Source organism: Ectopseudomonas khazarica (assembly GCF_004521985.1).
In the GTDB taxonomy this organism is placed as follows: domain Bacteria; phylum Pseudomonadota; class Gammaproteobacteria; order Pseudomonadales; family Pseudomonadaceae; genus Aquipseudomonas; species Aquipseudomonas khazarica.
Window position 1 is genome coordinate 130,299 of record NZ_SBHZ01000009.1, and the last position, 24,461, is coordinate 154,759.

Sequence of the window (24,461 nt, forward strand, 5' to 3'; positions counted from 1 at the left end):
GGGGCCTGCAGGCATTTTTCGCGGACGCGAAAAAGCGGCCACTGCATGGAGAACACAGTGACCGTAAAGCGGGAGCCACTACCCTCTCCCCCAACCCCTCTCCCATGAATGGGAGAGGGGGAGCAGCACGCGGTGCGAAATGGCACACCGCCCAACAGTCCCCTCTCCCGCTTGCGGGAGAGGGTTAGGGAGAGGGCAAGAAAGTCACACCGACAGATAACGACTGATGCTCGCCTCGTCGACCTGGTCGCGGCTCTCCTCGACCACGAACTTGCCCTTCTCGATGACCAGGAAGCGGTCGGCGATTTCCATGGTGAACGACAGCACCTGCTCGGAGACGACGATGGTCAGGTCGCGCATGTTGCGGATCTCCTTCAGGCTGCGGGCGATGTCCTTGATGATCGACGGCTGGATGCCCTCGGTCGGCTCGTCGAGCAGCAGCACCTTGGGATTGGTCGCCAGCGCCCGGGCGATGGCCAGCTGTTGCTGCTGGCCACCGGACAGGTTGCCGCCCTTGCGGTGGCGCATGTCATGCAGCACCGGGAACAGCGCATAGAGGTCATCCGGTACCTTGCCGCCGGCGGAGGCCGGCAGGCCGGTCTGGATGTTCTCCAGCACGGTCATGTGCGAGAAGATCATCCGCCCCTGTGGCACGTAGGCGATGCCGCTCTCTACCCGCTGGTGGGTTTCCAGCTGCGACACGTCCTTGCCATCGACGCGGATCTGCCCGCCCCATTGCGGCAGGATGCCCATCAGGCTCTTGAACAGGGTGGTCTTGCCCATGCCGTTGCGGCCCATCACCGCGACGATTTCCTTCTTCGCCACATCGAGGTTGAGTTCATGGAGGATCTGGCTCTGGCCATAGCCCGAGGCGAGGTTGCTGATCTGGAACATAAATGACTCCTTGCTGGACATGCCCCCGGATTGCATCCGGGCTACAGATACGCGACCGGGATCAATGCCCCAGGTACACCTCGATGACCTTGGGATTGCTCTGCACCGCCTCCATGCTGCCCTCGGCCAGCACCTTGCCCTGGTGCAGCACGGTGACGCGGTGGGCGATGCTCTTGACGAACTCCATGTCGTGCTCGATGACCAGCACCGAGCGCCCCTGGCTGATACGGTTGAGCAACTCGGCCGTCGCCACCCGTTCGCTCACGCTCATGCCGGCCACCGGCTCGTCGAGCATCAGCAGCTGCGGGTCCTGCATCAGCAGCATGCCGATCTCCAGCCACTGCTTCTGCCCGTGGGAAAGCAGGTCGGCCTGGCGGTGCAGGTGTTCGCCGAGCATGATCTCCTGCGCCACCTGCTCGACCCGTTCGATCACCTCCCGCGAGCGCTTGAAGAACAGCGCGCCGAACACCTTGCGCCCGGCCGGATAGGACATCTCCAGGTTCTCGAACACCGTCAGGTTCTCGTAGATCGACGGGTTCTGGAACTTGCGCCCGACGCCGGCACGCACGATGTCGTACTCGCGCATCCGGGTCAGCTCGCGCCCGTCGAAGTCGATGCTGCCGGCGGTGGCGCGGGTCTTGCCGCAGATCAGGTCGAGCACCGTGGTCTTGCCGGCCCCGTTGGGGCCGATCACCACATGCACCTCGTTGCGGTCGACATACAGATTGAGGTCGTTGACCGCCTTGAAGCCGTCGAAGGACACGGTCAGCCCCTCGATGGCCAGTACCGGCTTGGCGGCCTGGAAGCCTGCTGGGCTGTTCATGGCGTGGTCTCCAGTTCAGGGGCGGGACGTTTGCTTGCAGCGACACTCCTGGCCACAGGTTGCTCGGCGACCCGGGCCTGGGGTTTGCGCCTGAGGCCTGCCAGCCAGCGCTTGCCGTGGCTGTCCCACAGGCCGGCGAGGCCGTTGGGGAAGTACATGACCACGACGATGAACAACCCGCCCATCAGGTACAGCCACAGTTCGGGAAAGCTCTCGGAGAAGTAGGTCTTGCCGAAGTTGACCAGCAGCGCGCCATACACTGCGCCGAGCAGCGACAGGCGCCCGCCGACCGCGGCGAAGATGACCATCTCGATCGACGGCACGATGCCGACGAAGCTGGGCGACATGAAGCCCACCTGCAAAGTGAACATCGCCCCGCCGATACCGGCGAAGGCCGCGCCGACGCAGAACACGAAGATCTTGAAGCTGGCCACGTCGTAACCGGAGAAGCGCACCCGCTCTTCCTTGTCGCGCATCGCCAGCAGCAGGCGCCCCAGCTTGGAAGCGACGATGAAACGGGCGATGAGGATGCAGCCGATCAGCAGCGCTGCGCTGACGAAGTAGAGGATCAGCCTGGCTTCGTCGGTGCGGATGTCCCAGCCCTTGAGCGTACGCAGGTCGGTGATGCCGTTGACCCCGCCGGTGAGGCCCTGCTGGCCGATGATCAGCACGGTGAGGATCAGCGCGATGGCCTGGGTGACGATGGAGAAATACACGTCACCGACACGCCGCTTGAACATCGCCAGGCCGATCACCAGCGCCAGCAGCACCGGCACCGCGACCACGGCGACCAGGGTGAAGCCCAGGCTGTGGAACGGCTCCCAGAGCAGCGGCAGTTCGGTGATCTGGTTCCAGTCCATGAAGTCCGGGATGCCCGGTGTGGACTGGATCTTGGTGCTCTCCGGGTCGGACGCCTCGAGCTTGAGGAACATCGCCATGCAGTAGCCGCCGAGGCCGAAGAAGATGCCCTGGCCGAGGCTGAGGATGCCGCCATAGCCCCAGCACAGCACCAGGCCGACGGCGACGAAGGCGTAGGTCAGGTACTTGCCCACCATGTTCAGGCGGAAGGCATCGAGCGCCAGCGGGAACACCACCAGGATCAGCGCCGCGAGCAGCGCCAGACCGATGGCCCCCTGCTTGCCGCCGAGCAGTTTGTCGAGTGTCTTGTTCATGTCCGCGTCCTCAAATCACTGTAGGAGCCAGCTTGCTGGCGATCCTGCGGTCCCTGATCGCCCGCGAGCGGGCTCCTGCCAAAGCACCAGGGTTCATTTGCGCACCTTGCTCGAGAACAAGCCCTGCGGGCGCAGCATCAGGATCAGCACCACGGCGGACAGGGTCAGCACCTTGGCCATCGATCCGCTGGTGAAGAACTCCAGCAGCGACTGCGCCTGGGCAATGCTGAATGCCGAGGCGATGGTGCCGAGCAGGCTGGAAGCGCCGCCGAACACCACCACCAGGAAGGTGTCGACGATGTACAGCGAACCGGCCGTCGGACCGGTCGAGCCGATGGTGGTGAACGCCGCGCCCGCCACGCCGGCGACGCCACAGCCGAGGGCGAAGGTCATGCGGTCGACGCGCTTGGTGTTGATGCCCACGGCCCGCGCCATCACCCGGTTCTGCACCGTGGCGCGCACCTGCAGGCCCCAGCGCGAGCGGTACAGCATCACAAACAGCAGCGCGGTGAGCAGCAGGGTCAGGCCCATGACGAACAGGCCGTTACGCGGGATGTCGATGGTTTCGGTGGGGTTCCACGAGCCCATCAGCCATTCCGGCAGCGTGGCGCCGACCTCGCGGGCGCCGAAGATCGAGCGAAAGCCCTGCTGCATCACCAGCGACAGGCCCCAGGTGGCCAGCAGGGTGTCCAGCGGGCGTTGGTAGAGCTTGCTGATCATCGCCCACTCCACCAGCCAGCCAATGGCCCCGGCGATGAAGAACGAGAGGATGATCGCGAGGAAGAAGTAGTAAGGCCCGAAGGCCGGAGCGTATTGCTCGGTGAGTGTCGATACCACGAACGTGGTGTAGGCGCCGATGGTGAGGAACTCGCCATGCGCCATGTTGATCACGCCCATCTGGCCGAAGATGATCGCCAGCCCCAGCGCCATCAGCAGCAGCACGCAGAACACGGACAAGCCGTTGAAACCCTGCATGGCTGCGATGGCGCCGAATTCAGATAGCCATTCCATAGAAGCGCCCTCAAAAGAAGTTGCAAGCCTCAAGCTTCAAACGGCAAGCAGAGCACGCTCCACTTGCCGCTTGCGGCTTGCAGCTCGTCGCTGCTGTTACTGGTAGCCTTCCGGGAAGGGGTTCGGCTCGATCAGGTCGGACTCGTAGACCACCTTGAACTGGCCGTCCTTCTGCACTTCACCGATGCGCGTCTTGCTCCACAGGTGATGGTTGTCGTGCACCTTGACGTAGCCTTCCGGCGCGGTGCCCAGCTCGATGCCCGGGGAGGCGGCGACCACCTTGTCGATGTCGAAGCTGCCGGCCTTCTCCACCGCGGCCTTCCACAGCCACGGGCCGAGGTAGGCGGCCTGGGTCACGTCGCCGATCACCGCGTCCTTGCCGTACTTGGCCTTGAAGGCTTCGACGAAGGCGGCGTTGTTCGGGTTGTCCAGGCTCTGGAAGTACTTCATCGAGGCGTAGAAGCCCTCCATGTTCTCGCCGCCGATGCCCAGCAGCTCGTCCTCGGTGACCGACAGGGTCAGCAGGGTCTGCTTGGCGGAGGTCACGCCGGCGGCCTTCATCTGCTTGTAGAACGCCACGTTGGAACCACCGACCACGGCGGAGAAGACCACGTCAGGCTTCTTCAGCTTGACCTTGTTGATCAGCGAACCGAACTGGGTGTTGCCCAGCGGGTAGTACTCCTCGCCGACCACCTTGCCGCCGAGCACGTTCTCGATGTGCTTGCGCGCGATCTTCATCGAGGTGCGAGGCCAGATGTAGTCCGAACCGATCAGGTAGAAGGTCTTGGCGCCCTTCTCCTTTGCCACCCAGTCGAGGCCGGCGAGGATCTGCTGGGTCGCTTCCTGGCCGGTGTAGATGACGTTCTTCGACTGCTCCAGGCCCTCGTAGAAGGTCGGGTAGTAGAGCAGGCCGTTTTCCTTCTCGAACACCGGCAGCACGGCCTTGCGCGATGCCGAGGTCCAGCAGCCGAACACGGTCGCGACCTTGTCGCCGACCAGCAGCTTGCGCGCCTTCTCGGCGAAGGTCGGCCAGTCGGAAGCCCCATCTTCCTGGATGACCTTGATCTGCCGGCCGAGAATCCCGCCGCTGGCGTTGATCTGCTCGATGGCCAGGCGTTCGGCCTGGATCGAACCGGTTTCAGAAATGGCCATGGTGCCGGTCGCCGAGTGCAGGATGCCGACCGTGACCTCGCTGTCGGTGACGGCCAGGCCGGTGCTGTTGACCTCGGCGCTGGCGACATGGCTGAACAGGCTGGCAGCCAGCAGCGAGAGCGCCGCAGCCCCTAGCGCCAGCCGGCGGGGAAGAAGTCGAATCGGTTGAGAATCCATGGTCGTGCTCCTGTGCTGGTTATTCGTGCCGAACCACGCCGGCTTCGCAGCAAGGATGCGTTTGCCCCGGCACGCGGGGTATACGCAGCATGACGTAACGGCATACGTCATCTGACGTACAGCCTCGCGCGCCAGCCTGGTGCAAGCTGGGCGCAGAAAAACCAGGCAGACAGAAGCTCGCGCGCGCGGCAGAGGGCTCGCCGAACCGGGGCATGGAAGTTGCTGGGATCTGCCTGTAGGAGCCCGCTTGCGGGCGATGCGTCCTTCCTGGTCATGCAGATCGCCGGCAAGCCGGCTCCTGCAGGAACGCTCGACAGGGACGATCTATCAGACAACGCCAGCAGGACGACGCCCGTGCAGCAGACCGGCACCCAGCGCATCATCAAGATTCGCCGCGACTACAACTCCTGGGTCGCCGACGAGACCATGGAAGACTACGCCCTGCGCTTCACGCCCAGGTCGTTCCGCAAGTGGTCGGAGCTGCGCATCGCCAACACCGCACTGGGCGCCGTGTCGTTCCTCGCGCTGGAGGCCATCGGTGGCGCCCTGGCCCTGTCCTACGGCTTCACCAACACCCTGTGGGCCGTGCTCGCGGTCGCGCTGGTGATCTTCCTCACCGGCTTGCCGATCAGCTACTACGCGGCCCGCTACGGCCTGGACATGGACCTGCTGACCCGTGGTGCCGGCTTCGGCTACATCGGCTCGACCATCACCTCGCTGATCTACGCCAGCTTCACCTTCCTGTTCTTCGCCCTGGAAGCGGCGATCATGGCGCTGGCCCTGGAGCTGTACTTCAACATTCCCCTGGCGCTGGCCTACGTCATCTGCTCGGTCATCGTCATCCCGCTGGTGGCCTATGGCGTGACGCTGATCAGCCGCCTGCAAATGTGGAGCCAGCCGGTATGGCTGCTGCTGCTCCTGCTGCCCTACGCCTTCGTCGCCGCCAAGAACCCCGATGCCCTGTCGGACTGGACCAGTTTCGCCGGGCGCGAAGGCGAACCCGGCAGCTTCAACCTGCTGCACTTCGGCGCCGCCTGCACCGTGACCCTGGCGCTGGTGACGCAGATCGGCGAACAGGTCGACTACCTGCGTTTTCTCCCGGAGAAGACCCGCGCCAATCGTGCACGCTGGTGGACCGCCCTGCTGCTCGCCGGCCCCGGCTGGATCATTCCCGGTGCACTGAAGATGCTCGCCGGGGCCTTCCTCGCGTTTCTCGCCCTGCAGCATGAAATCCCCATGGAGCGCGCCGCCGAACCCACGCAGATGTACCTGGTGGCCTTCAACTACGTGTTCGCCTCACCGCAGTGGGCGCTGGCCGCCATGGTCCTGTTCGTCATCGTCAGCCAGATCAAGATCAACCTGACCAATGCCTATGCCGGCTCGCTGGCCTGGTCGAACTTCTTCGCACGGATCACCCACAGCCATCCGGGGCGCGTGGTCTGGCTGGTGTTCAACGTGGCCATCGCCCTGATGCTGATGGAGCTGGGCGTGTTCGAGGCGATCGAGGAAGTGCTCGGCCTCTACGCCAACATCGCCATCGCCTGGATCGGCGCGCTGGTCGCCGACCTGGTGGTGAACAAGCCGCTCGGCCTGTCGCCGAAGTACATCGAGTTCAAGCGCGCGCACCTCTACGACATCAATCCGGTGGGCGTCGGCGCCATGCTGATCGCCTCGCTGCTCTCGGTGCTGGCCCACGGCGGCCTGTTCGGCGCCCTGGCGCAGGCCGCCTCGCCAATCGTGGCACTGGGCTCGGCCTTCCTCCTCGCCCCGCTGCTGGCCTGGCTCACCGCTGGTCGCTACTACATCGCCCGCGAACGTCAGCCACAGTTGCTCTACCCCTACACCGAGTCCGGCCAGGTGCAGTGCTGCCTGTGCAACAACCGCTTCGAAGAGCCGGACACCGCGCTGTGCCCAGCCTACGGCGCACCGATCTGCTCGCTGTGCTGCTCGCTCGATGCGCGCTGCGATGATCGTTGCAAACCCCGTGCGCGCCTGGCCGACCAGCTCGACGACTTCGTCAGCTGGGTCTTCCCGCGTGCATCGATCCCGCGCCTGCACAGCCGCCTGGCCCAGTACCTCGGCCTGCTCGGTCTGCTGGTGCTGATGCTGTTCGGCGCCCTGGCGCTGATCTACAGCCAGGTCTCGCTGAGCCTGCTGACGCAGGAACCGGAGGTACGCCAGACGCTGTTCCAGGCCTTCCTCAAGGCCTTCCTCACCCTCTCGCTGTTCGCCGCCATGCTCGCCTGGTGGCTGGTGCTGACCCGCGAAAGCCGCCGCGTGGCGCAGGAGGAGTCGGACCGCCAGACCCTGCTGCTGATGCAGGAGATCGAAGCGCACCGCAAGACCGACGAAGCCCTGCAACAGGCCAAGGAGGCCGCCGAATCCGCCAACGCGGCGAAGAGCCGCTACGTCACCGGCCTGTCCCATGAGCTGCGCACGCCGCTCAACAGCATCCTCGGCTACACCCAGATCCTGCAGCGCGACACCGCCATGCCCAGCCAGCACCAGGACGCCCTGGCGACCATCCTGCGCAGCGGCTCGCACCTGCTGTCGCTGATCGACGGCCTGCTCGACGTGGCCAAGATCGAGGCCGGCAAACTGCACCTGGAGCTGGCGGAGATTCCCTTCCCCGAATTCATCGATCAGCTCGAACGCATGTTCACCCCGCAAGCCGCCGAGAAAGGCCTGCGCTTTCGCCTCGAATGCATCGGCCGCATGCCGGCGGTGGTACGCGGCGACGAAAAACGTGTGCGGCAGATCCTCATCAACCTGCTGGGCAACGCCGTGCGCTTCACCGAGCGCGGCGAGGTGCGCCTGCGCGTCGGCTACATGCGCGAGACCGCCACCTTCGAGATCATCGACACCGGCGTCGGCATCGCCCCGGAGCAGATCGAGCGCATCTTCCAGCCCTTCGAGCGCGGCGACCTGATGCGCCAGGACAATGGCGTCGGCCTGGGTCTGACCATCACCCGCATGCTCACCGCGCTGATGGGTGGCGAGCTGTCGGTGGACAGCGAACCGGGCCAGGGCACCCGCTTCCAGGTGCGCCTGTTTCTCTCCGAGGTGCGCGTGCCGCAGGCGGTGGTGCACGTGGAGCACGACATCATCGGCTACCAGGGCGAGCGCCGGCTGATCCTGGTGGTGGACGATCACCTCGAACACCGCCGCGTGCTCGCCGGCATGCTCGAGCCACTGGGCTTCGAGGTGATCCAGGCGGCCAGCGGCCAGGAGGCCATTCGCCAGGTCGCCCTGCAGCATCCGGCGCTGATCCTCATGGACCTGTCCATGCCGCAGCTGGACGGCTGGGAAACCAGCCGCCTGATCCGGCGCAACACCCAGTGCCAGGCGCCGATCATCGTGATCTCCGCGAATGCCTTCACCGACGATCGCGAACGCAGCGTGGCAGCCGCCTGCAACGACTACCTGGCCAAGCCGGTGTACACCCCGCAACTGCTCGAACGCATTCAGCAGCAGCTGGGCCTGACCTGGCTGCATCGCACCCAGGAGCGGCCCGCCAGCGTGCAGCGCGTGACCCTGCCCGACAGCGACGACCTGCAGGCACTGCGCGAGCTGGGGGCGCTGGGCTACATCCGTGGCATCCAGCAGCGCCTGGACGACATCGACCAGCGCAACCCGGCCTGCGCCAGCTTCACCGCCTCGCTGCGCAGCCTGGTGAAGCACTTCCAGCTCGACGAATTCAACCGCCAACTGAAGGAGGCCGAACATGAATGCGCCGCTCCACCAGCCTGAGTCGCGTCTGCCTGCCAGCCTGTCGGCCGAACGCGGCATCATCCTCATCGTCGACGACACGCCGGACAACCTGGCGCTGATCTCCGACGCCCTCGACGACGCGGGCTACATGGTGCTGGTGGCACTGGATGGCAGCAGTGCGCTGGGGCGCATCCAGCGGCGGCGCCCCGACCTGATCCTGCTCGATGCGATGATGCCGGGGCTGGATGGCTTCGAGACCTGTCGGCGGATCAAGGCCGATCCTGCCAGCGCCGACATCCCGGTGCTGTTCATGACCGCTCTGACCGACAGCGAACACGTGGTGCAGGGCTTCGAGGCCGGCGGCATCGACTACGTGACCAAGCCGATCAACCCCGACGAGGTGCTCGCCCGGGTCGCCTCGCACCTGCGCACCGCGCGCATCCTGCAGGCTGCCAGGGCCGCGTCCAGGCCGGTCGACCTCAGCCTGGACAATGCGCCGGCGCACGCTCACCTGTCGGCACGCTTCCAGCTCACCGAGCGCGAAGTGGAAGTGCTGCGCTGGGTGGCGTGCGGCAAGACCAACCGCGATATCGGCGACATCCTCGGCCTCAGCCCGCGGACGGTGAACAAGCACCTGGAACACGTCTACGTGAAACTCGGCGTGGAAACCCGCACCGCCGCTGCCTCCGTGGCCCTGGCGGCGATGAGCGAACGCGCATGACGCACGCTCGGCTGAGCCTTGAGTAGGGCGGGTGCAACCCGCCACTACAGAACAGCCGGGTTTCACCCGCCCTACGGAACGAGCGAAAGTCCGTAGGCTGCGGCATCCCGAATTGGCTTAGAGTGATGGCAACGCACCTGTTTCGGAGCCTGCCATGCCCCACCCCAACCTCGTCATCCTCACCGGTGCCGGGATCTCCGCCGAAAGCGGCATCCGCACCTTCCGCGCCAGCGACGGCCTGTGGGAAAACCATCGCATCGAAGAGGTGGCGACTCCCGAAGGCTTCGCGCGCGACCCGGCGCTGGTGCAGCGCTTCTACGACCTGCGCCGCGCCCAGTTGCGCGACCCGGCCATCGCGCCGAACGCCGGGCACCTGGCGCTGGCCGAACTGGAGGCAGCCTGGCAGGGTGATTTTCTGCTGGTCACGCAGAACGTCGACAACCTGCACGAACGCGCGGGCTCCCGGCGCCTGCTGCACATGCACGGCGAACTGCAGTCGATGCTGTGCAGCAACAGCCAGCGACGCTTCCCGCTGGAGGGCGACATGCCGGTCAGCCAGGCCTGCGCCTGCTGCGGCCTGAGGGGCACGCTGCGCCCGGATATCGTCTGGTTCGGCGAGATGCCCTATCAGATGGAGCGCATCCAGGATGCGCTGGAACGCTGCGAGCTGTTCGTCAGCATCGGCACCTCCGGTCATGTCTACCCGGCAGCCGGCTTCGTCGAACAGGCGCGGCGGGCAGGCGCCCACACGCTGGAGATCAACCTGGAGCCCAGCCAGGGCCATTCGCTGTTCGCCGAAAAGCGCTATGGCCTGGCGACCGAGCAGTTGCCCCGCTGGGTCGCGGAGCAACTGGCCGGCTGAACGTCGACATGCAGGAGCCGGCTTGCTGGCGATCAGCCTCGCGCAGGATCACCGGCTCCTACAAACGCACGCGCATTACCAGACAGCGACGTAGGGCGGGTGCAACCCGCCACGCCGAAACCGGCGGGTTGCACCCGCCCTACGTTACTGCTGCGCTGGTGCGACCACTTCGGCCGGAGCTTCGGCGGCCGTTGGGCTGAACATGCCGCTGCTCCAGGCATGGTAGCCGCCAGCCAACAGCACCAGCAGCAGGACCACCCAGGGCCAGACCACCGGTTTGTCGGCATAGGGGTCACGCAGGGCACGGTCGCTGCCCTTGGGCAACTCGGCCATTTGCGTCAGCGCGGTACCGAAGGGAATGCTGATGCGCGCCTTGGCGTTCACCGCCCAGCCATTGGCATCGAGAATCGGCCCCAGGCTGCGCCGACGCAGCTTGAACCAGGCCAGCAGCATGGCCGGGCCGGAAATGGCCAGCAGCACGCCCAGCAGCAGCAACGGCACCTGCCACCAGGCCAGCGACAGGATGCCGGTCACCACTGCGGCCAGGGCCGTACCCAGGGCACCGACCGCCAGGCCGATGGCAGCGAAGATCCCGGCGAACTTGGCGATGTCGAACGCCGGCGCCGGCGTTGCAGCACCCGGCGCCCCCGTTTCACCGACCTTGGCAGCGGTCTTGCTGACCATGTCGGCGTCACGGCTGGCCGCCAGTTTCTGCACCTGGTCGGAGACCAGCTTGGAGATGCGCCGATAGGGCGACCAGAACGCCTCGCGGATGCTGATGGCGCTCTGCACCACCTTGACCACCTTGGCGTCCCAGTCATTGCCGTCGCGGTCATAGAACAGGCCATGGCGCCCGGCCTGCAGGTCGCCCTCGCTACCGGCGGTGACCGCCACCACGATATTCATCGCCTCCTTGCCTCGCACCGGCTCGCCACGACGGGTACAGGCGCAGTAGAGCAGGAAGCAGTCGCTGGCCGCCGCCACCTTGGCATGCGCCTCGATGTTGTCGACCTCCACCGCCAGGTCGCAGCTCTTGCCGTCGATGTACAGCGTGCCGGCCTGGAACACGGCCTTGTCCTGACGGGCATAGAAACTCTGGAACGACACGAAGTTGCGCAGCAGCGTGATCAGGCCATGGCGCAGGCGAATCAGCTTGTCCAGTTCGACCAGCCCGTCGGCCGCCTCGGCCACGGTCTTGTCTTTCTCGACCAGCGCCAGCAGGCGGGCTTCGGCGTCCTGCTCCACCAGCTCGAGGATGCGCCCGCGCTTGAGCACCTCGACAATCGCCACCTTGGGCGTCTCGGCCTGCCAGGCCAGGTAGTTGCCGCAGAGCGCGACCAGGTGCTGCCACTGCTCGCGCGACAGGCGCTCCAGCTCGCCGTAGACCGGCACCACCACGCGCTGGCGGAACTCGCCGATCGCGCCTTGCCATGCCGGGTTGAGGCCCTTGTCCAGTGGCAACTCGTCACCGTGCTGCACCGCCGCCAGGGGTAGGCCGGCGACTTCGCCGGCATCCGCCAGGGACAGCGACGACAGACGCACCAGCTCGGCCTCCTGGGCATTCATCAGCGCCGCGGCACGCGGGTCGAACTCGGCCATGGCAACGCGGGTGAAGTAGTCGTCGATCTTGGCGCGCACGGCACTCAGCGCCTCGACCGCCGCGACCGTGCCCTCGCCGAAGGCGTCCAGTCCCTGCTCCGCCGCACGCGCATGCCAGGCGTGCAGCTGGCGCGCCTGCGCGAAGAACTCGCCGATCTGCTCGGCGCCGATCGCCGCCTCGCCACTGCGGTCGGTCTGCGCCCCCAGGCTGGCGATGATGTCGGCGATGGCCGCCTTCAGCTCGGCGTCATCGGTCAGCGTCGCCGGCACCAGGCCGTCGCCGTTGGGTTCGTGCGGCGGGAACAGTTGCGCCAGGTTGGCTGTGTCAGCCGGCACCAGGCTGTCGCCATCGGCGCGCCCCAGCACCGTCAGCAGGCGTTGTGCCGCCAGGCGCAGGCGCGCCCCCACGGCGTCATCGGTGAGCGAAGCGAGCTGCAGCGGGCCGTTCTCGAACAGCACGGCCGGATCGCGCAGACGCGCCAGCGTCCAGTCCACCACGTCGAGGATTTCCGGGGCGCGGATACGACCGTCCTTGTTCAGGTCGATGTAGTCCAGCATGCGCCGATCCAGCTCCAGGTTGTTCACCGGGCAGGCCAGGCTGGCCCAGAGTTTCTGGTCCAGGCCACGCAGTGCGGCGAGATCCGCCGGGGTTTCCAGTTGCACCTGATCGAAGCCGCCGGCCCGGAAGAAGCGCCAGCGATGCGCGAGAGCTTGAGTCATCTACAAAAGATCCTTTCTTGGTGAGGGCGACTGCGCCAAGCAGTCCGGCATGCTCCCGTCGCCACGCACGGGCGCACGGTCATGCCCTGGACTCCTACATCCCAGGCGCTGTTCGGCCCAGTGTACCCGAGCTTCAGCGGCGCGCGCTCATTGCGCCTCGACCGCCAGCGGCTGCGCGTCGGGCTGCTTGATCAGCGCATAGAGCACGCCGGTGAGCAGGCTGCCGGCGACGATGGCCAACAGGTACAAGGCGGCGTGGTTGATGGCGTTGGGGATCAGCAGCACGAAGAGGCCGCCGTGCGGCGCCATCAGCTTGCAGCCGAAGTACATCGACAGGGCGCCGGTCAGCGCCCCGCCGGCGATGCTGGCGGGGATCACCCGCAGCGGGTCCCTGGCGGCGAAGGGAATCGCTCCCTCGGAGATGAAGCACAGCCCCAGCACGCCCGCCGCCTTGCCGGCCTGACGCTCGCTCTGGGCGAACTTGCGCCGCGCCAGCACGGTGGCGATGGCCATGGCGATCGGCGGCACCATGCCACCGGCCATGGTCGCGGCCATCGGCGCGTAGCTGCTCGACGCCAGCAGGCCGACGGAGAAGGCGTAGGCCGCCTTGTTGATCGGCCCGCCAAGGTCCACGCACATCATCCCGCCGAGCAGCGCACCGAGCAGAATGGCGTTGGTGCTGCCCATGCTGTCGAGGAAACGCGTCAGCGACTGCAGCACACCCGCCACCGGCGTGCCGACGACATAGATCATCAGCAGGCCGGTCACCAGGCTGGCCAGCAACGGGATGATCAGGATCGGCTTGAGCGCTTCCAGGCTCTCCGGCAGGCGCACCCAGCGGGCGATGGCCCTGGCGCTGTAGCCGGCGATGAACCCGGCGACGATGCCGCCGATGAAACCGGCGCCCAGCGAGCCGGCCAGCAGCCCGCCGATCATGCCCGGCGCCAGCCCCGGACGATCGGCGATGGAATAGGCGATGTAACCGGCCAGCACCGGCACCATCAGCTTGAAGGCGGCGTCGCCGCCGATCTGCATCAGCGCCGCCGCGAACGTGCCCTCCTCCTTGAAGGCCTCGATACCGAAGACGAACGACAGGGCGATCAGCAGACCACCCGCCACCACCATCGGCAGCATGTAGGAGACACCGGTGAGCAGGTGCTTGTAGGGCCCGCTCTTCTCGCCCTGGCTGGCCGCGGCCTGGCCTTCTCCGGACGCCGCCTCGCTCAGTGGCCGGGCCTCGTTCAGCGCCCGTTCCAGCGTCTGTTGCGGCTGCTTCAGCGCCACGCCGGTGCCACAGCGATAGACCTTCTTGCCGGCGAAGCGGCTGGTGTCCACCTCGATATCGGTAGCCAGCAACACCGCGTCGGCAGCGGCGATGGCGGCCTCGTCGAGCAGGTTGCGCGCACCGACCGAGCCACGGGTCTCCACCTGCAACTCGATACCCGCACGCGTCGCCGCCTGCTGCAGCGCCTCGGCGGCCATGAAGGTGTGCGCCACCCCGGTCGGGCAGGCGGTGATGGCGACCAGCCGGCGCGTGCCAGCGGTCGATGATTCGGTCGTAGCCTGATAGGGCTCGGCGCGCTCGGCCGCCTCACGCAGGAAGCGCTGCGGGTCGGCCAGCGCCTCTGCCGGCGAGGCCTGCAACAGGCGTTTGCCAGCGAAGCGCTGCAACGGCAGATCGCCGGTCCGAACCACCAGCACCCAGTCGGCGGCGGCGATGTCCGCCGCACTGAGCGGCGAGCCAATGGCGCGGGCGTCGTGCACCTCGACGCGGGTTTGCCAGCCCAGGCGTTCGGCAGCCGCTTGCAACAGACGCGAGCACAGCACGCTGGTGACCTGGCCATTGGGGCAGGCAGTGACGATCAGCAGATTCATGGTGGGTGCCTCTTATTGTTCTGGACGGTGCAGTTGCACGGCCGCTTCGAAGCGGGCCAGTTGCTCGCGATCATGGATACCGAAGCCGATCTGGGTGACCGCCTGCGCCGCCACCGCCGTGGCCAGGCGCAGCGTGCGCTCGGCGGGCCAGCCTTGCAGCAGGCCATGCAGGCTGGCCGCCAGCAGCGAGTCGCCAGCACCGACGGTGCTGGCCACCTCGACGCGCGGCGGCACGGCACGCAGGGCGATACCCGGTCCGTGCCATTCGACGCCGTCGGCGCCACGCGAGAGCAGCACATGCTCGATGCCCTGCCCGCGCAGGCGCGTGATGGCCGCTGGCAGGTCGTTGCCGCAGGCCTCGCGCAGTTCTTCCTCGTTGGGCTTGATCAACCACGGCACGACGTCGAGGGCCGCCTGCAGGGCCGCGCCGCTGCTGTCCACCACCAGCGGTATGCCACTGGCCTTGATCCGTCGCAGCAGGCTGGCGAACCACTGCGTGGTGACGCCACGCGGCAGGCTACCGGCGACCACCACGGCGTCGTGCCCGACAAGCAGCGGCTGCAGCTCCTCCTCCAGGCGCTGCAGGTGCTCGGCCTCGACCTGCGGTCCGGGGCCATTGAGGTCGGTGATGCGGCCATCGGCCTCGGCCAGCTTGATGTTGCTGCGCGTCTCGCCCGGCACGCGGACGAACAGGTCATGAAAGCCGCGCGCCTGCATCAGGCGCTCGAACGGCGCCGCATTGGCACGGCCCAGAAAGCCACTTACGCTCAGGCTGTGGCCCAGGTCGGCGAGCACCTGGGCGACGTTGAGGCCCTTGCCGGCGGCATGACTGCGCAGCTCGTCACAACGGTTGATCGCGCCGGGCTGCAGGCTCGGCAGGCGCAGGGTCAGGTCCAGCGCCGGATTCAGGGTCAGGGTCAGGATTCGTGCCATCAGTGCATCTCCGCGACCAGCGCGCGCACGGCGCTGGCACTGTCCAGCGCCAGGGCGCGATCGACCAGGGTACGTGCCTGGCGGCTGTCGACCTCGCGCACCCGCGCCTTGACCAGGGCGATGGAGCGCGGCGTCACGCTCAGCTCGTCCACCCCCAGGCCGATCAGCAGGGGCACGGCCAGGCGATCGCTGGCCAGCTCGCCACAGACGCCGACCCACTTGCCCTGGGCATGGGCTGCCGTGACAGTCATCTCGATCAGGCGCAGCACCGCCGGGTGCAGACCATCGGCCTGCGCCGACAGCTGCGGATGACCGCGGTCGATGGCCAGGCAGTACTGGGTCAGGTCATTGGTGCCGATACTGAAGAAGTCCACCTCGCGCGCCAGCACCGGCGCCAGCAGCGCAGCCGAGGGCACTTCGATCATGATGCCGAGCTGCAGGTCGCGCACCTCGATCTCTTCGCGCAGGCGCTGCACCAGGTCACGCGCCGCGCGCCACTCCTCCACCGCGCCGACCATGGGGAACATGATCCGCAGCGGACGACCGTCGGCCGAGGCGAGCAAGGCGCGCAGCTGGGTTTCGAGGATGTCCGGGCGCTGCAGGCTGAGGCGAATGCCGCGTACGCCGAGGAAGGGGTTTTCCTCGGCGGGCATCGGCCAGTACGGCAAGGGTTTGTCGCCGCCGACGTCCAGCGTGCGCACCACCAGCGGGCGGCCAGCCAAGGCGTCGAGCACGCGGCGGTACTCGGTTTGCTGCGCGGCCTGGTCCGGCGCCTGGGCATGTTCCATGAACACCAGCTCGGTGCGCAGCAGGCCCACGGCCTCCGCGCCCAGCTCCACCGCGTCGGCGGTTTCCCCGCTGGCACCGATGTTGGCCGCCACCTCGACTCGCACGCCGTCACGGGTCTGCGCCGTGTCGAAGCGCCGGGCATGCGCCTGCTCCTGGCGGCGCTGCGCAGCCTCGCGCTCTTGCAGCGCCTGGTCACGCTCGCGCGCATCCGGCGCCACCCGCAGCACGCCGCTGTCGCCATCGAGCAGCAGCGGCGTGCCCTGCGCCAACTGCAGCACGCCGTCGCCGGCGCCGACCAGCGCAGGAATGCCCAGAGCACGGGCGATGATCGCGCTGTGCGCCGTCGCCCCACCGCGCGCGGTGAGAATGCCGGCAACGCGTCGACGATCGAGCCCGGCGACATCGGACGGCACCACCTCGGCCATCACCAGGATGTAGGGTTCGTCCGGCTCGCTGGGCAGCGCCACGCCACACAGCTGCGCCAGCACCCGATTGCCGATGTCGCGCAGGTCGGCCGCGCGTTCGGCCAGCAGCGCATCATGCAAGGCTTCCTGACGCCTGGCCGCCGCCTCGACCTCGACCTGCCAGGCGGCTTCGGCACTGGCGCCCTGCCCCAGGCGTGCCTCGACATCCTCACGCAGTGCCGGGTCACCAAGCATGGCCAGGTGCGCACTGAATATCTCCCGGATGCTGGCCACGCCCGCGCCGTCGACCAGGCGCTGAATCTGCGCCGAGACGACGGCCAGGGCCTGCTCGAGGCGCGCCCGCTCAGGCTCGATGCCCTGCCCCTGTTCGGCGAAATGAAAGGTCGGAGGCGTGCGCACCAACGCCGGCCCGATGGCGATACCGGGCGAGGCACCAACCGCCAGCAGGCGAGCGCCGGCGACAGGCGCGACCGGCGCGACCGGTTGCAGCTGCGCGGCCACCTCCGGCAGCGCCTCGCTCAGCGGTTCGACCGTTTCACCGAGGCCGCTTTGCAATGCCGCACGTAGCGCCGGCAACGCCGCTTCGGCAATCGCCGGCTCGGCGCTGAACTCCAGCATCTGCCCGCGACGCGCCCCCAGCGCCAGCAGCCGGCTGAGGCTCTTGGCCGAGACGCCTGCAGCGCCGTCACCGAGCAGGCGCACACGGATCTCGCCGGCAAAACCCTGCGCCAGCTCGCTCAAGGCCTTGGCCGGTCGTGCATGCAGGCCGTGGGCATTGAGCAGCGGCACGCTGAGGCTGGGCCAGTCCGGCGCCACCTCGCCACCCAGCGCCTCGATCACCTGGCGGCTGTCGCTGGCCTCGCTGAACGCCGCCGCGCGACCGCCGATCAGCACATCGCAGAGCCGCTCCAGCGCCTGCCGATGCGCTTCACCCTGGCTGGCCAGGCAGAACAGGCCGCGCAGCGCCTCGCCACGAAAGGTCAGCGCCTGCGCCGGGGTGACGAACGCCAGGCCCGGCCGCTCGACACTGGCGTCGCTGTGCAGCCACCACAGGCCGTCACCCAGCGGCAACGGCTCGCCACGCGCCAGGCCGAGCGCAAAGCCCGTGCGCGCGCAACCGGCCTGGCGCAACAGGCGGGCACCCTGCCAGAGCAACTCGTCAAAGTCTTCGGCCGCCTGCCCCAACGCCACCAGCTGGCCATCCAGGGCCAGCGCCTGCGGCGCGCCCTGCAACAGTTCGAGGATCTGCGTGGCTTCACCCGCCTCACGCAAGGCCTGGCTCAGGTCCCCTTCGCCCAGGGCGCGGGTCAGCAGTTGCAACAGATGCAGGTGCTCGTCGGACTGGGCGGCAATCGCGATGGCCAGGTACACCCGTTGCCCGTCGCCCCAATCCACACCCGCCGGAAACTGAATCAGGCTGACCCCCGTGCGCAGCACCTGGTCGCGTGTCTGCGGCGTGCCGTGGGGAATGGCGATGCCCTGCCCCAGAAAGGTCGAGCCCTGGCGCTCGCGTGCCTGCAAACCGTCGAGATAAGCCGCTGTGGCCAGGCCAGCGCTGGCCAATGCGTCGGCAAGCATGGCCAGGGCTTCATCCTTGTTCGCCGCGGCCCGGCCCATCTGGATCTGACTGGCATCGAGTTCGAGCATGGGAGTCTCCGACTTATTGTTCTGGCTAAGACGAGCAGGTGAACTAGACTGCTGAAACGATTCACCACATTCCGGCACCTTAGCCGATAACGGGGCATCCTTGAAGCCCGGTCGTCGCCGGGACGGTGTAGACTCGCCGCGCTCGCACAGCCGAAACCTCATCTCTACAGGGTGCGCCCGTGAAACTCAGCGACATCGCCCGCCTGGCCCAGGTCTCGGTCACCACCGCCAGCTACGTGATCAACGGCCAGGCCGAACGCCGGCGCATCAGCCCCGCGACCGTGGCGCGCGTGCTGGCGGTGGTGGAGGAACATGGCTATCGACCCGACCAGCAGGCCGCCAGCCTGCGCAGGGGGCAGAGCCGCTGCCTGGGCTTCATCCTGCCTGACCTGGAGAACCCCAGTTATGCGCGCCTGGCCAAGCTGCTCGAGCAGAAGGCGCGCGCCGCCGGCTATCAGCTGCTGATCGCCAGCTCCGACGACGCTGCGGACAGCGAGCGCCAGCTGCTCGAGCTGTTTCGCTCGCGCCGCTGCGATGCCTTGATCGTCGCCAGTTGCCTGCCGCCGGACGACCCGCTGTATCCGTCGATCGTCGCCTCCGGCCTGCCGGTGATCGCGGTGGACCGCGCGCTGTCACCCCGGCATATCCGCTCGGTGGTCAGCGATGACGAACAGGCCGGACACACCCTGACCGCCAGCCTGCTGACGCCCCGGCCCCGACATATCGCCCTGCTCGGCGCTCGTCCCGAACTGGTCATCAGCCAGGCGCGCGAACGGGGCTTTCATGCCGCGCTGGCCGGGTTCGACGGGCGCGTCAGCGTGTACCACGGCGAGCTGTTCAGCCGGGCCTGCGGCTACCGCCAGATGCAGGCGCTATTGGCCGACGCCGGCCCGCCCGACGCCCTGCTGAGCACCGCCTACGTCCTGCTCGAAGGCGTGTTCGACGCCCTGCGCGAGCGACACGGCGAGCAGCAGCCGGCGATACGCCTGGCGACCTTCGGTGACACCCAGTTGCTGGACTTCCTGCCGCTGCGGGTCAATGCGATGAGCCAGCAGCACGAGCGCATCGCCGAGCGCGTGCTGAGCTGGGCCCTACGAGCCGTGGAACAGGACGACTATCAGCCCGGCATCGAGGCCATCGAACGCAGCTTCAAGGCGCGTATCTGACCCCGCTGGCAATCCCGATGGGGCGGCGGCTCGCCCGGTACTGGCAACCTGGTCGAAAATGGTCGACCCTGAGTGAACGATGCGCCTGATCGATACCCACACCCACCTCGACTTCCCGGACTTCGACGCCGACCGCGCCGAGGTGCTCGCACGCAGCCAGGCCCTGGGCGTACAGCGCATGGTCGTCCTCGGGGTGTACCAGAGCAACTGGCAGCGCCTGTGGCAGCTGGTCGAGTCGAGCGAAGGTCTGTACGCCGCATTCGGCCTGCACCCGGTGTACCTGGACGAGCACCGCCCGGAGCACCTGGGCGAGTTGCGCGCCTGGCTGGACAGGCTGATCGGCCACCCCAGACTGTGCGCCGTTGGCGAATTCGGCCTGGACTACTACCTGGACCACCTCGATCGCCAGCGCCAGCAGGCCCTGTTCGAAGCCCAGCTGCACCTGGCAATCGAGTTCGAGTTACCCGTCCTGTTGCACGTACGCCGTGCGCACGCGGCGACCATCGCCACGCTCAAGCGCCTGCGTCCGGCGCGTGGCGGCATCATCCACGCCTTTGCCGGCAGCGCCGAGGAAGCACGCGAATACATCAGGCTGGGTTTTCGCCTGGGCCTGGGCGGCGCGGCGACCTGGCCGCAGGCCAATCGCCTGCGCAAGGTCGTGGCCGGGCTGCCGCTGGAGGCCATCGTGCTGGAGACCGACGCGCCGGACATGGCGCCCTCCATGCACGCCAACCAGCGCAACAGCCCGGAGCACCTTGCGGAAATCTGCAGCGAGCTGGCGGCATTGCGTGGCATGTCGGCCGAGGCGCTGGCGGCGGCCAGCAGCCGCAATGCGGAGGCGCTGTTCGGCTGGGGCTAGGCCGCCAGGCTTGAGCCGCGATCAGGGCGACTCAAGCCCTCGGGCCGATCAGACGCGGAACGCGCCGATCAACTGCTTGAGGCGGGTGACCAGTTCGCTCAACTCGCGGCTGGCCTGCTCGGTCTGGCTCGCGCCAGCGGCGGTGCGCTCACCGGCATGGTTGATCTCGACGATGTTCTGGTCGATATCGTGCGCCACGGCGGTCTGCTGCTCGGCGGCCGCCGCGATCTGCTGGTTCTGATCGACGATCATGCCCACCGCGCCGAGAATGTTCTCCAGTGCCTGCTGCACCTTGGCCGACTCGCTGACCGTGCCATCGGCCATCTGGTGGCTGGCATTCATCGCCTTGACGGCGGCGCCGACACCGCCCTGGAGCTTGGCGATCATCGCCTCGATCTCCTCGGTGGACTGCTGGGTGCGCTTGGCCAGGTTGCGCACCTCGTCAGCGACCACCGCGAACCCGCGCCCCTGCTCCCCGGCACGCGCCGCCTCGATGGCCGCGTTGAGCGCCAGCAGGTTGGTCTGCTCGGCGATGCCCTTGATCACGTCCAGCACCTGGCTGATGGCGGCACTGTCGCTGGCCAGCTGATCGATGACCGCCACCGACTGGTCGATTTCCCCGGCCAGGCGCTGGATAGCCCCGACCTGCGACTCGACCAGTGCCCGGCCGCTGACCGTTTCCTGGTTGACGCTCTGTGCACTGTTCACCGCAGCGGCGGCGCTACGCGCCACTTCCTGGGCCGTGGCCGACATCTGGTTCATCGCCGTGGCGACCTGCTCGATCTGCGCGCGCTGACCGGCGACGGCCTGGTTGCTCTCGCCCGACACCAGCTCGACGCGGTCGGCCTGGCCGCCCACTTCGCCGACCGTGTGGCCGACGCGCTCGATCAGGTCATGGATACGCATGACGGTCTGGTTGAACACCTGCCCCAGCTCACCCAGTTCGTCGCGACTCTGCGCCTGGAAGGTGACCGTCATGTCGCCAGCCGCCACCTTGTCCATGACCTGGCCAAGGGTCTTCAGGGTCGAGCGCGTGGACACGTAGAAACCACTGTAGAGGTAGACGATCAGCAGGAACACCACGACCAGCGCGACCACCAGCAACACCATCTGCGCGCGGTTCTCGGTCAGGCGCTCGCTCAGCTGGCTATCGAGAAAGGCCAGCAGGCCATCGTTGAACGCGTAGGTCTTGGCCATCTGCTGGCTGACCTGCTCGTAGAACTGGGCCCAGGGCGTATCGAGACTGTCGGCGATGATCACCTGGTCCTCGAACAGCACAGCACTGTCCTTCAGGCTCTGGCGGCTGGCCTCGGCCAGACCGCCCAGGCCATTCTGCACGGCGACGCTGCCCGCCAGCGCCTCCTGCAGGTTCAGGCCATATTCGGCGTGCAGCTTCTCCAGCTGCAGCAACAGATCATCGAACTTGGTGCTGGCTGCCGAGTTGAGAAAGCCCTGCCCCAGCGAGTAGGCGCCGATGGCACGGCCCTGGCTCAGCACGTCGGTGATCTGCGGAGTGACGTTGGTGATCAGCTCGGTGATCTGGCGAACCTGGCGCTGCGGGTCCTGGCTGAGACCGGCCTGGCTGGCCACCAGCTTGATGAACACCTGCGAGGAGCCGAGCAGCTTCTCGACGATGACCGCCTTGCTCTGCAGCGACGTCTCGCCTTCCGCGCTCTTGAGATCCGCCAGCAGCTCGTCGCGCTTGCTGACGAACTCGGCCGCCTGCTCGGCATCCTGGGTGACCGGCTCCAGGCCCTGCAGCCCCGCGCTCAGTGCCTGCTGCAGTTGGCCGATGCGGCTTTCCAGATCGCCCGCCTGGCCGGACTGGCCGATCATCGAGTTGATCTGCACCAGGTCATTGAGGCTTTCCAGGTCACGCCGCAGCTGCAGACTCTGGCCCAGCAGCTCGAGGCTCTCCAGTGCATTCTCGGTCCCGACGAACTGTCGGTAGGAGTCACGCACCAGATAGAAATTGGTGACCAGCATGGGCAGGAAAAACAGGACACTGATCAGACTGAACTTCATGCCGAAGCTGAGGCGGTTCATCAGCGCGATGGCCGGATACAACACGGTCTTCACTAGACGTCTCCAGTTACCATTATTGTTATGGGTGTTGCTTGAACGGCCGCTGAGCCTCTCACGGGCTGACGACGGCGTCCTGTGCAGCCCGACCTGTGGCGCGCGAATCCACGCGGCGAATACAGGCAGATAAATGTGACGCGAATCACTAAACAGGACAGGCTACCGCCCCCTTATACCCCTTATCGACCCGCCTCTCTGTAACTTAAGGTTAAACCCGCGCGGCACCCCGAACCGCCTCGCAGGAAGCCTTCGAGGTTGCAGCGACCCCGGCCAACGTTCGCCAGGGTGCTCCGATCACCGCTAGATGAGCAGCACCCACACCGCGTAAGCGGCGTACCAGACCACTGCGGCGCGAATCAGCAGCTGCCACAGCTGATCCAGCGTATCCACGCCCTCCTCACCCATGACCGGGGCCGGCATCTCCCCCGCTGCACGCCCGGCCTTGATCACCAGTTGGGCGGCGGCGATGTCCCAGCTGAGCAACTCGTGCAACAGGGCACGAGTGACCGCAACGAAGTTGCCCACCAGGGCGAAGCTGGAAGCCAGCACCCGCGCCGGCAACCAGTCGAAGGCGTGTCGCAGCTGAACCGCCCGCTCGCGCAGCGCGGCCTGCTCGGCGTGCTCGGACGTCAGCGCCAGCAGCCGGTAGGCCAGCGCCGCCAGCGGACCGAGCAGCAGATACCAGAAAATCACCGCGAAGAAGCTCTGGTAGGCCTGCCACAGCAAGTGCCCCTGGACCTGCTGCAGCAGTTGAGTGCCCTCTTCCGGCTGCAACGCCAGGTCACGCTCGGCGACATGGTAGGCGGCCTGCCCGTCACCGCGACGCCAGGCATCACGGAAAGGGCCCAGGGCTGCGAGCAGATCGCCACGGCCCAGGCTGTAGATCAGCACCAGCAGGTGCACCGGCAAGGCAAGCCAGCCATAGGCCAGCGGCTTGAGCACGAGCAGGACCAGCCCCAGTGCCGCGACTGGCAGAAGCACCAGAAGGCCCAGGCACAGCCACGGCGCCTGCTGCAGACTGCCCTGCTGCACGCGGCGCAACTGCGCGAGCCAGGGGCCGTCCTGCTGGATGCGCAGGCGCCAGGCGGAGAACTTCTCGACCCAAAGCACCAGCAGAATGACCAGAAAACTCATCGCTACCTCTCCTCAATCCTTCAATGTGGCGTACAGGCGTGACCAGTCGAATGCGGGGCCCGGATCGGTCTTGCGTCCCGGCGCGATGTCGCAGTGCCCGCGAATGCGCTGGGTCGAGATGGCCGGGTAGGCGTCCAGCAACTGGCGCGTCAGCTCGGTCAGCCTTGCGTACTGACTGTCAGTGTAGGGCTGGTCATCGGTCCCCTCCATCTCCACACCTAGCGAAAAATCATTGCAGTTGTCCCGTCCATCGAAGCGGGAAACACCGGCATGCCAGGCGCGATCCAGGCAGGAGACGAATTGCGTCAGCGAGCCATCACGCTCGATGAAGAAATGCGCAGAGACCTGCAGGTCGGCAATTTCGGAGAAGAAGGGGTGCTCATCCGTCGCCAGGCGGTTCTGGAAGAACGCCTGCACCCTGCCGGTACCGAACTGTCCAGGCGGCAGGCTGATGTTGTGCACCACGAGCAACGAGATCTCGCCGTCGGGACGGGCGTTGAAGTTGGGTGATGGGCAATGACGAATGCCCTGAAACCAGCCGGTTGAGGGGTCGAGCTGCATGTGACACTCCTGAGCGAGCCATCACTCTAGAGCAGCCAACCCGGACGGCCAAGCACGAGACGGCAACAGGATGTGCGCGGGACAGGAAATGTCGAATGGGTCGTGCGCCCTCAGGCACAGGACGAGGCATGCAGTGCCTCACGCCGGA

General features: G+C 67.1%; 17 protein-coding genes. 5 read left to right on the forward strand and 12 right to left on the reverse strand.

Going from position 1 to position 24,461, the window contains the following annotated elements:
- Positions 1-204: 204 nt before the first annotated feature.
- From urtE to urtA, 5 genes are all read right to left on the reverse strand, one after another.
- On the reverse strand, positions 205-894 hold the full coding sequence (gene urtE, locus EPK82_RS13715) for an urea ABC transporter ATP-binding subunit UrtE (protein ID WP_037046284.1): 690 nt from the start codon (positions 892-894) through the stop codon (positions 205-207).
- 61 nt (positions 895-955) lie between these two features.
- A complete protein-coding gene (urtD, locus tag EPK82_RS13720) occupies positions 956-1,717 on the reverse strand; it encodes an urea ABC transporter ATP-binding protein UrtD (protein WP_037046281.1) in 762 nt (253 codons plus the stop codon).
- Positions 1,714-2,889: an urea ABC transporter permease subunit UrtC gene (gene urtC, locus EPK82_RS13725; protein ID WP_134676906.1), complete on the reverse strand. Its 1,176-nt coding sequence runs from the start codon at positions 2,887-2,889 to the stop codon at positions 1,714-1,716. The genes urtD and urtC overlap by 4 nt, the downstream gene beginning before the upstream one ends.
- 93 nt (positions 2,890-2,982) lie before the next feature.
- Entirely contained in the window at positions 2,983-3,900 is a 918-nt protein-coding gene (urtB, locus tag EPK82_RS13730) for an urea ABC transporter permease subunit UrtB (protein ID WP_037046275.1), read from the reverse strand.
- Positions 3,901-3,996: 96 nt separating this feature from the next.
- Positions 3,997-5,229, reverse strand: a complete 1,233-nt coding sequence (urtA, locus tag EPK82_RS13735; protein ID WP_037046273.1) for an urea ABC transporter substrate-binding protein — start codon at positions 5,227-5,229, stop codon at positions 3,997-3,999.
- Positions 5,230-5,583: 354 nt separating this feature from the next.
- On the opposite strand from urtA, the gene EPK82_RS13740 reads away from it, so the two are divergent.
- The 3 genes from EPK82_RS13740 (at position 5,584) to cobB (ending at position 10,523) form a co-directional block, all read left to right on the forward strand.
- The gene (locus tag EPK82_RS13740; RefSeq protein WP_134676907.1) at positions 5,584-8,979 is read left to right on the forward strand and encodes an ATP-binding protein; all 3,396 of its coding nucleotides are present in this window, start codon (positions 5,584-5,586) and stop codon (positions 8,977-8,979) included.
- Entirely contained in the window at positions 8,954-9,661 is a 708-nt protein-coding gene (locus tag EPK82_RS13745) for a response regulator (protein WP_051800504.1), read from the forward strand. The genes EPK82_RS13740 and EPK82_RS13745 overlap by 26 nt, the downstream gene beginning before the upstream one ends.
- 154 nt (positions 9,662-9,815) lie before the next feature.
- Positions 9,816-10,523: a Sir2 family NAD+-dependent deacetylase gene (cobB, locus tag EPK82_RS13750; RefSeq protein ID WP_134676908.1), complete on the forward strand. Its 708-nt coding sequence runs from the start codon at positions 9,816-9,818 to the stop codon at positions 10,521-10,523.
- A gap of 144 nt (positions 10,524-10,667) precedes the next feature.
- Here cobB and EPK82_RS13755 read toward each other — a convergent pair whose 3' ends face one another.
- The 4 genes from EPK82_RS13755 to ptsP form a co-directional block, all read right to left on the reverse strand.
- Positions 10,668-12,842, reverse strand: coding sequence for a hypothetical protein (locus EPK82_RS13755; RefSeq protein WP_134676909.1), 2,175 nt, complete (start codon positions 12,840-12,842; stop codon positions 10,668-10,670).
- A gap of 147 nt (positions 12,843-12,989) precedes the next feature.
- A complete protein-coding gene (locus EPK82_RS13760) occupies positions 12,990-14,717 on the reverse strand; it encodes a fructose-specific PTS transporter subunit EIIC (protein WP_134676910.1) in 1,728 nt (575 codons plus the stop codon).
- A gap of 12 nt (positions 14,718-14,729) precedes the next feature.
- Positions 14,730-15,650 carry a 1-phosphofructokinase gene (pfkB, locus tag EPK82_RS13765; RefSeq protein ID WP_134676911.1) on the reverse strand — a complete coding sequence of 307 codons (921 nt, stop codon included), beginning with the start codon at positions 15,648-15,650 and terminating at the stop codon, positions 14,730-14,732.
- On the reverse strand, positions 15,650-18,511 hold the full coding sequence (ptsP, locus tag EPK82_RS13770) for a phosphoenolpyruvate--protein phosphotransferase (RefSeq protein ID WP_134676912.1): 2,862 nt from the start codon (positions 18,509-18,511) through the stop codon (positions 15,650-15,652). The genes pfkB and ptsP overlap by 1 nt, the downstream gene beginning before the upstream one ends.
- Positions 18,512-18,690: 179 nt before the next feature.
- Between ptsP and cra the strand changes: the two genes are divergently transcribed.
- Together cra and EPK82_RS13780 are read left to right on the forward strand one after the other, a co-directional pair.
- Positions 18,691-19,677: a catabolite repressor/activator gene (cra, locus tag EPK82_RS13775; RefSeq protein ID WP_134676913.1), complete on the forward strand. Its 987-nt coding sequence runs from the start codon at positions 18,691-18,693 to the stop codon at positions 19,675-19,677.
- Positions 19,678-19,756: 79 nt separating this feature from the next.
- A complete protein-coding gene (locus tag EPK82_RS13780) occupies positions 19,757-20,536 on the forward strand; it encodes a TatD family hydrolase (protein ID WP_134676914.1) in 780 nt (259 codons plus the stop codon).
- A gap of 48 nt (positions 20,537-20,584) precedes the next feature.
- On the opposite strand, the gene EPK82_RS13785 is transcribed toward EPK82_RS13780, so the two are convergent.
- The 3 genes from EPK82_RS13785 to ampD form a co-directional block, all read right to left on the reverse strand.
- The gene (locus EPK82_RS13785) at positions 20,585-22,615 is read right to left on the reverse strand and encodes a methyl-accepting chemotaxis protein (RefSeq protein WP_037046252.1); all 2,031 of its coding nucleotides are present in this window, start codon (positions 22,613-22,615) and stop codon (positions 20,585-20,587) included.
- A 303-nt stretch (positions 22,616-22,918) separates the two neighbouring features.
- A complete protein-coding gene (ampE, locus tag EPK82_RS13790; protein ID WP_047592421.1) occupies positions 22,919-23,752 on the reverse strand; it encodes a regulatory signaling modulator protein AmpE in 834 nt (277 codons plus the stop codon).
- A gap of 12 nt (positions 23,753-23,764) precedes the next feature.
- Positions 23,765-24,313, reverse strand: a complete 549-nt coding sequence (gene ampD, locus EPK82_RS13795) for a 1,6-anhydro-N-acetylmuramyl-L-alanine amidase AmpD (protein WP_134676915.1) — start codon at positions 24,311-24,313, stop codon at positions 23,765-23,767.
- Between the last annotated feature and the right edge of the window lie 148 nt (positions 24,314-24,461).

What these genes read in the sequence shown, in the direction of transcription:
- EPK82_RS13745 (WP_051800504.1), top strand. Translation starts at nt 8,954, where the DNA reads ATGAATGCGCCGCTCCACCAGCCTGAGTCGCGTCTGCCTGCCAGCCTG.
- urtC (WP_134676906.1), bottom strand. Translation starts at nt 2,889, where the DNA reads ATGAACAAGACACTCGACAAACTGCTCGGCGGCAAGCAGGGGGCCATC.
- urtD (WP_037046281.1), bottom strand. Translation starts at nt 1,717, where the DNA reads ATGAACAGCCCAGCAGGCTTCCAGGCCGCCAAGCCGGTACTGGCCATC.
- ptsP (WP_134676912.1), bottom strand. Translation starts at nt 18,511, where the DNA reads ATGCTCGAACTCGATGCCAGTCAGATCCAGATGGGCCGGGCCGCGGCG.
- EPK82_RS13755 (WP_134676909.1), bottom strand. Translation starts at nt 12,842, where the DNA reads ATGACTCAAGCTCTCGCGCATCGCTGGCGCTTCTTCCGGGCCGGCGGC.
- ampE (WP_047592421.1), bottom strand. Translation starts at nt 23,752, where the DNA reads ATGAGTTTTCTGGTCATTCTGCTGGTGCTTTGGGTCGAGAAGTTCTCC.
- pfkB (WP_134676911.1), bottom strand. Translation starts at nt 15,650, where the DNA reads ATGGCACGAATCCTGACCCTGACCCTGAATCCGGCGCTGGACCTGACC.
- ampD (WP_134676915.1), bottom strand. Translation starts at nt 24,313, where the DNA reads ATGCAGCTCGACCCCTCAACCGGCTGGTTTCAGGGCATTCGTCATTGC.
- urtB (WP_037046275.1), bottom strand. Translation starts at nt 3,900, where the DNA reads ATGGAATGGCTATCTGAATTCGGCGCCATCGCAGCCATGCAGGGTTTC.
- urtE (WP_037046284.1), bottom strand. Translation starts at nt 894, where the DNA reads ATGTTCCAGATCAGCAACCTCGCCTCGGGCTATGGCCAGAGCCAGATC.
- EPK82_RS13760 (WP_134676910.1), bottom strand. Translation starts at nt 14,717, where the DNA reads ATGAATCTGCTGATCGTCACTGCCTGCCCCAATGGCCAGGTCACCAGC.
- urtA (WP_037046273.1), bottom strand. Translation starts at nt 5,229, where the DNA reads ATGGATTCTCAACCGATTCGACTTCTTCCCCGCCGGCTGGCGCTAGGG.
- cobB (WP_134676908.1), top strand. Translation starts at nt 9,816, where the DNA reads ATGCCCCACCCCAACCTCGTCATCCTCACCGGTGCCGGGATCTCCGCC.
- EPK82_RS13780 (WP_134676914.1), top strand. Translation starts at nt 19,757, where the DNA reads ATGCGCCTGATCGATACCCACACCCACCTCGACTTCCCGGACTTCGAC.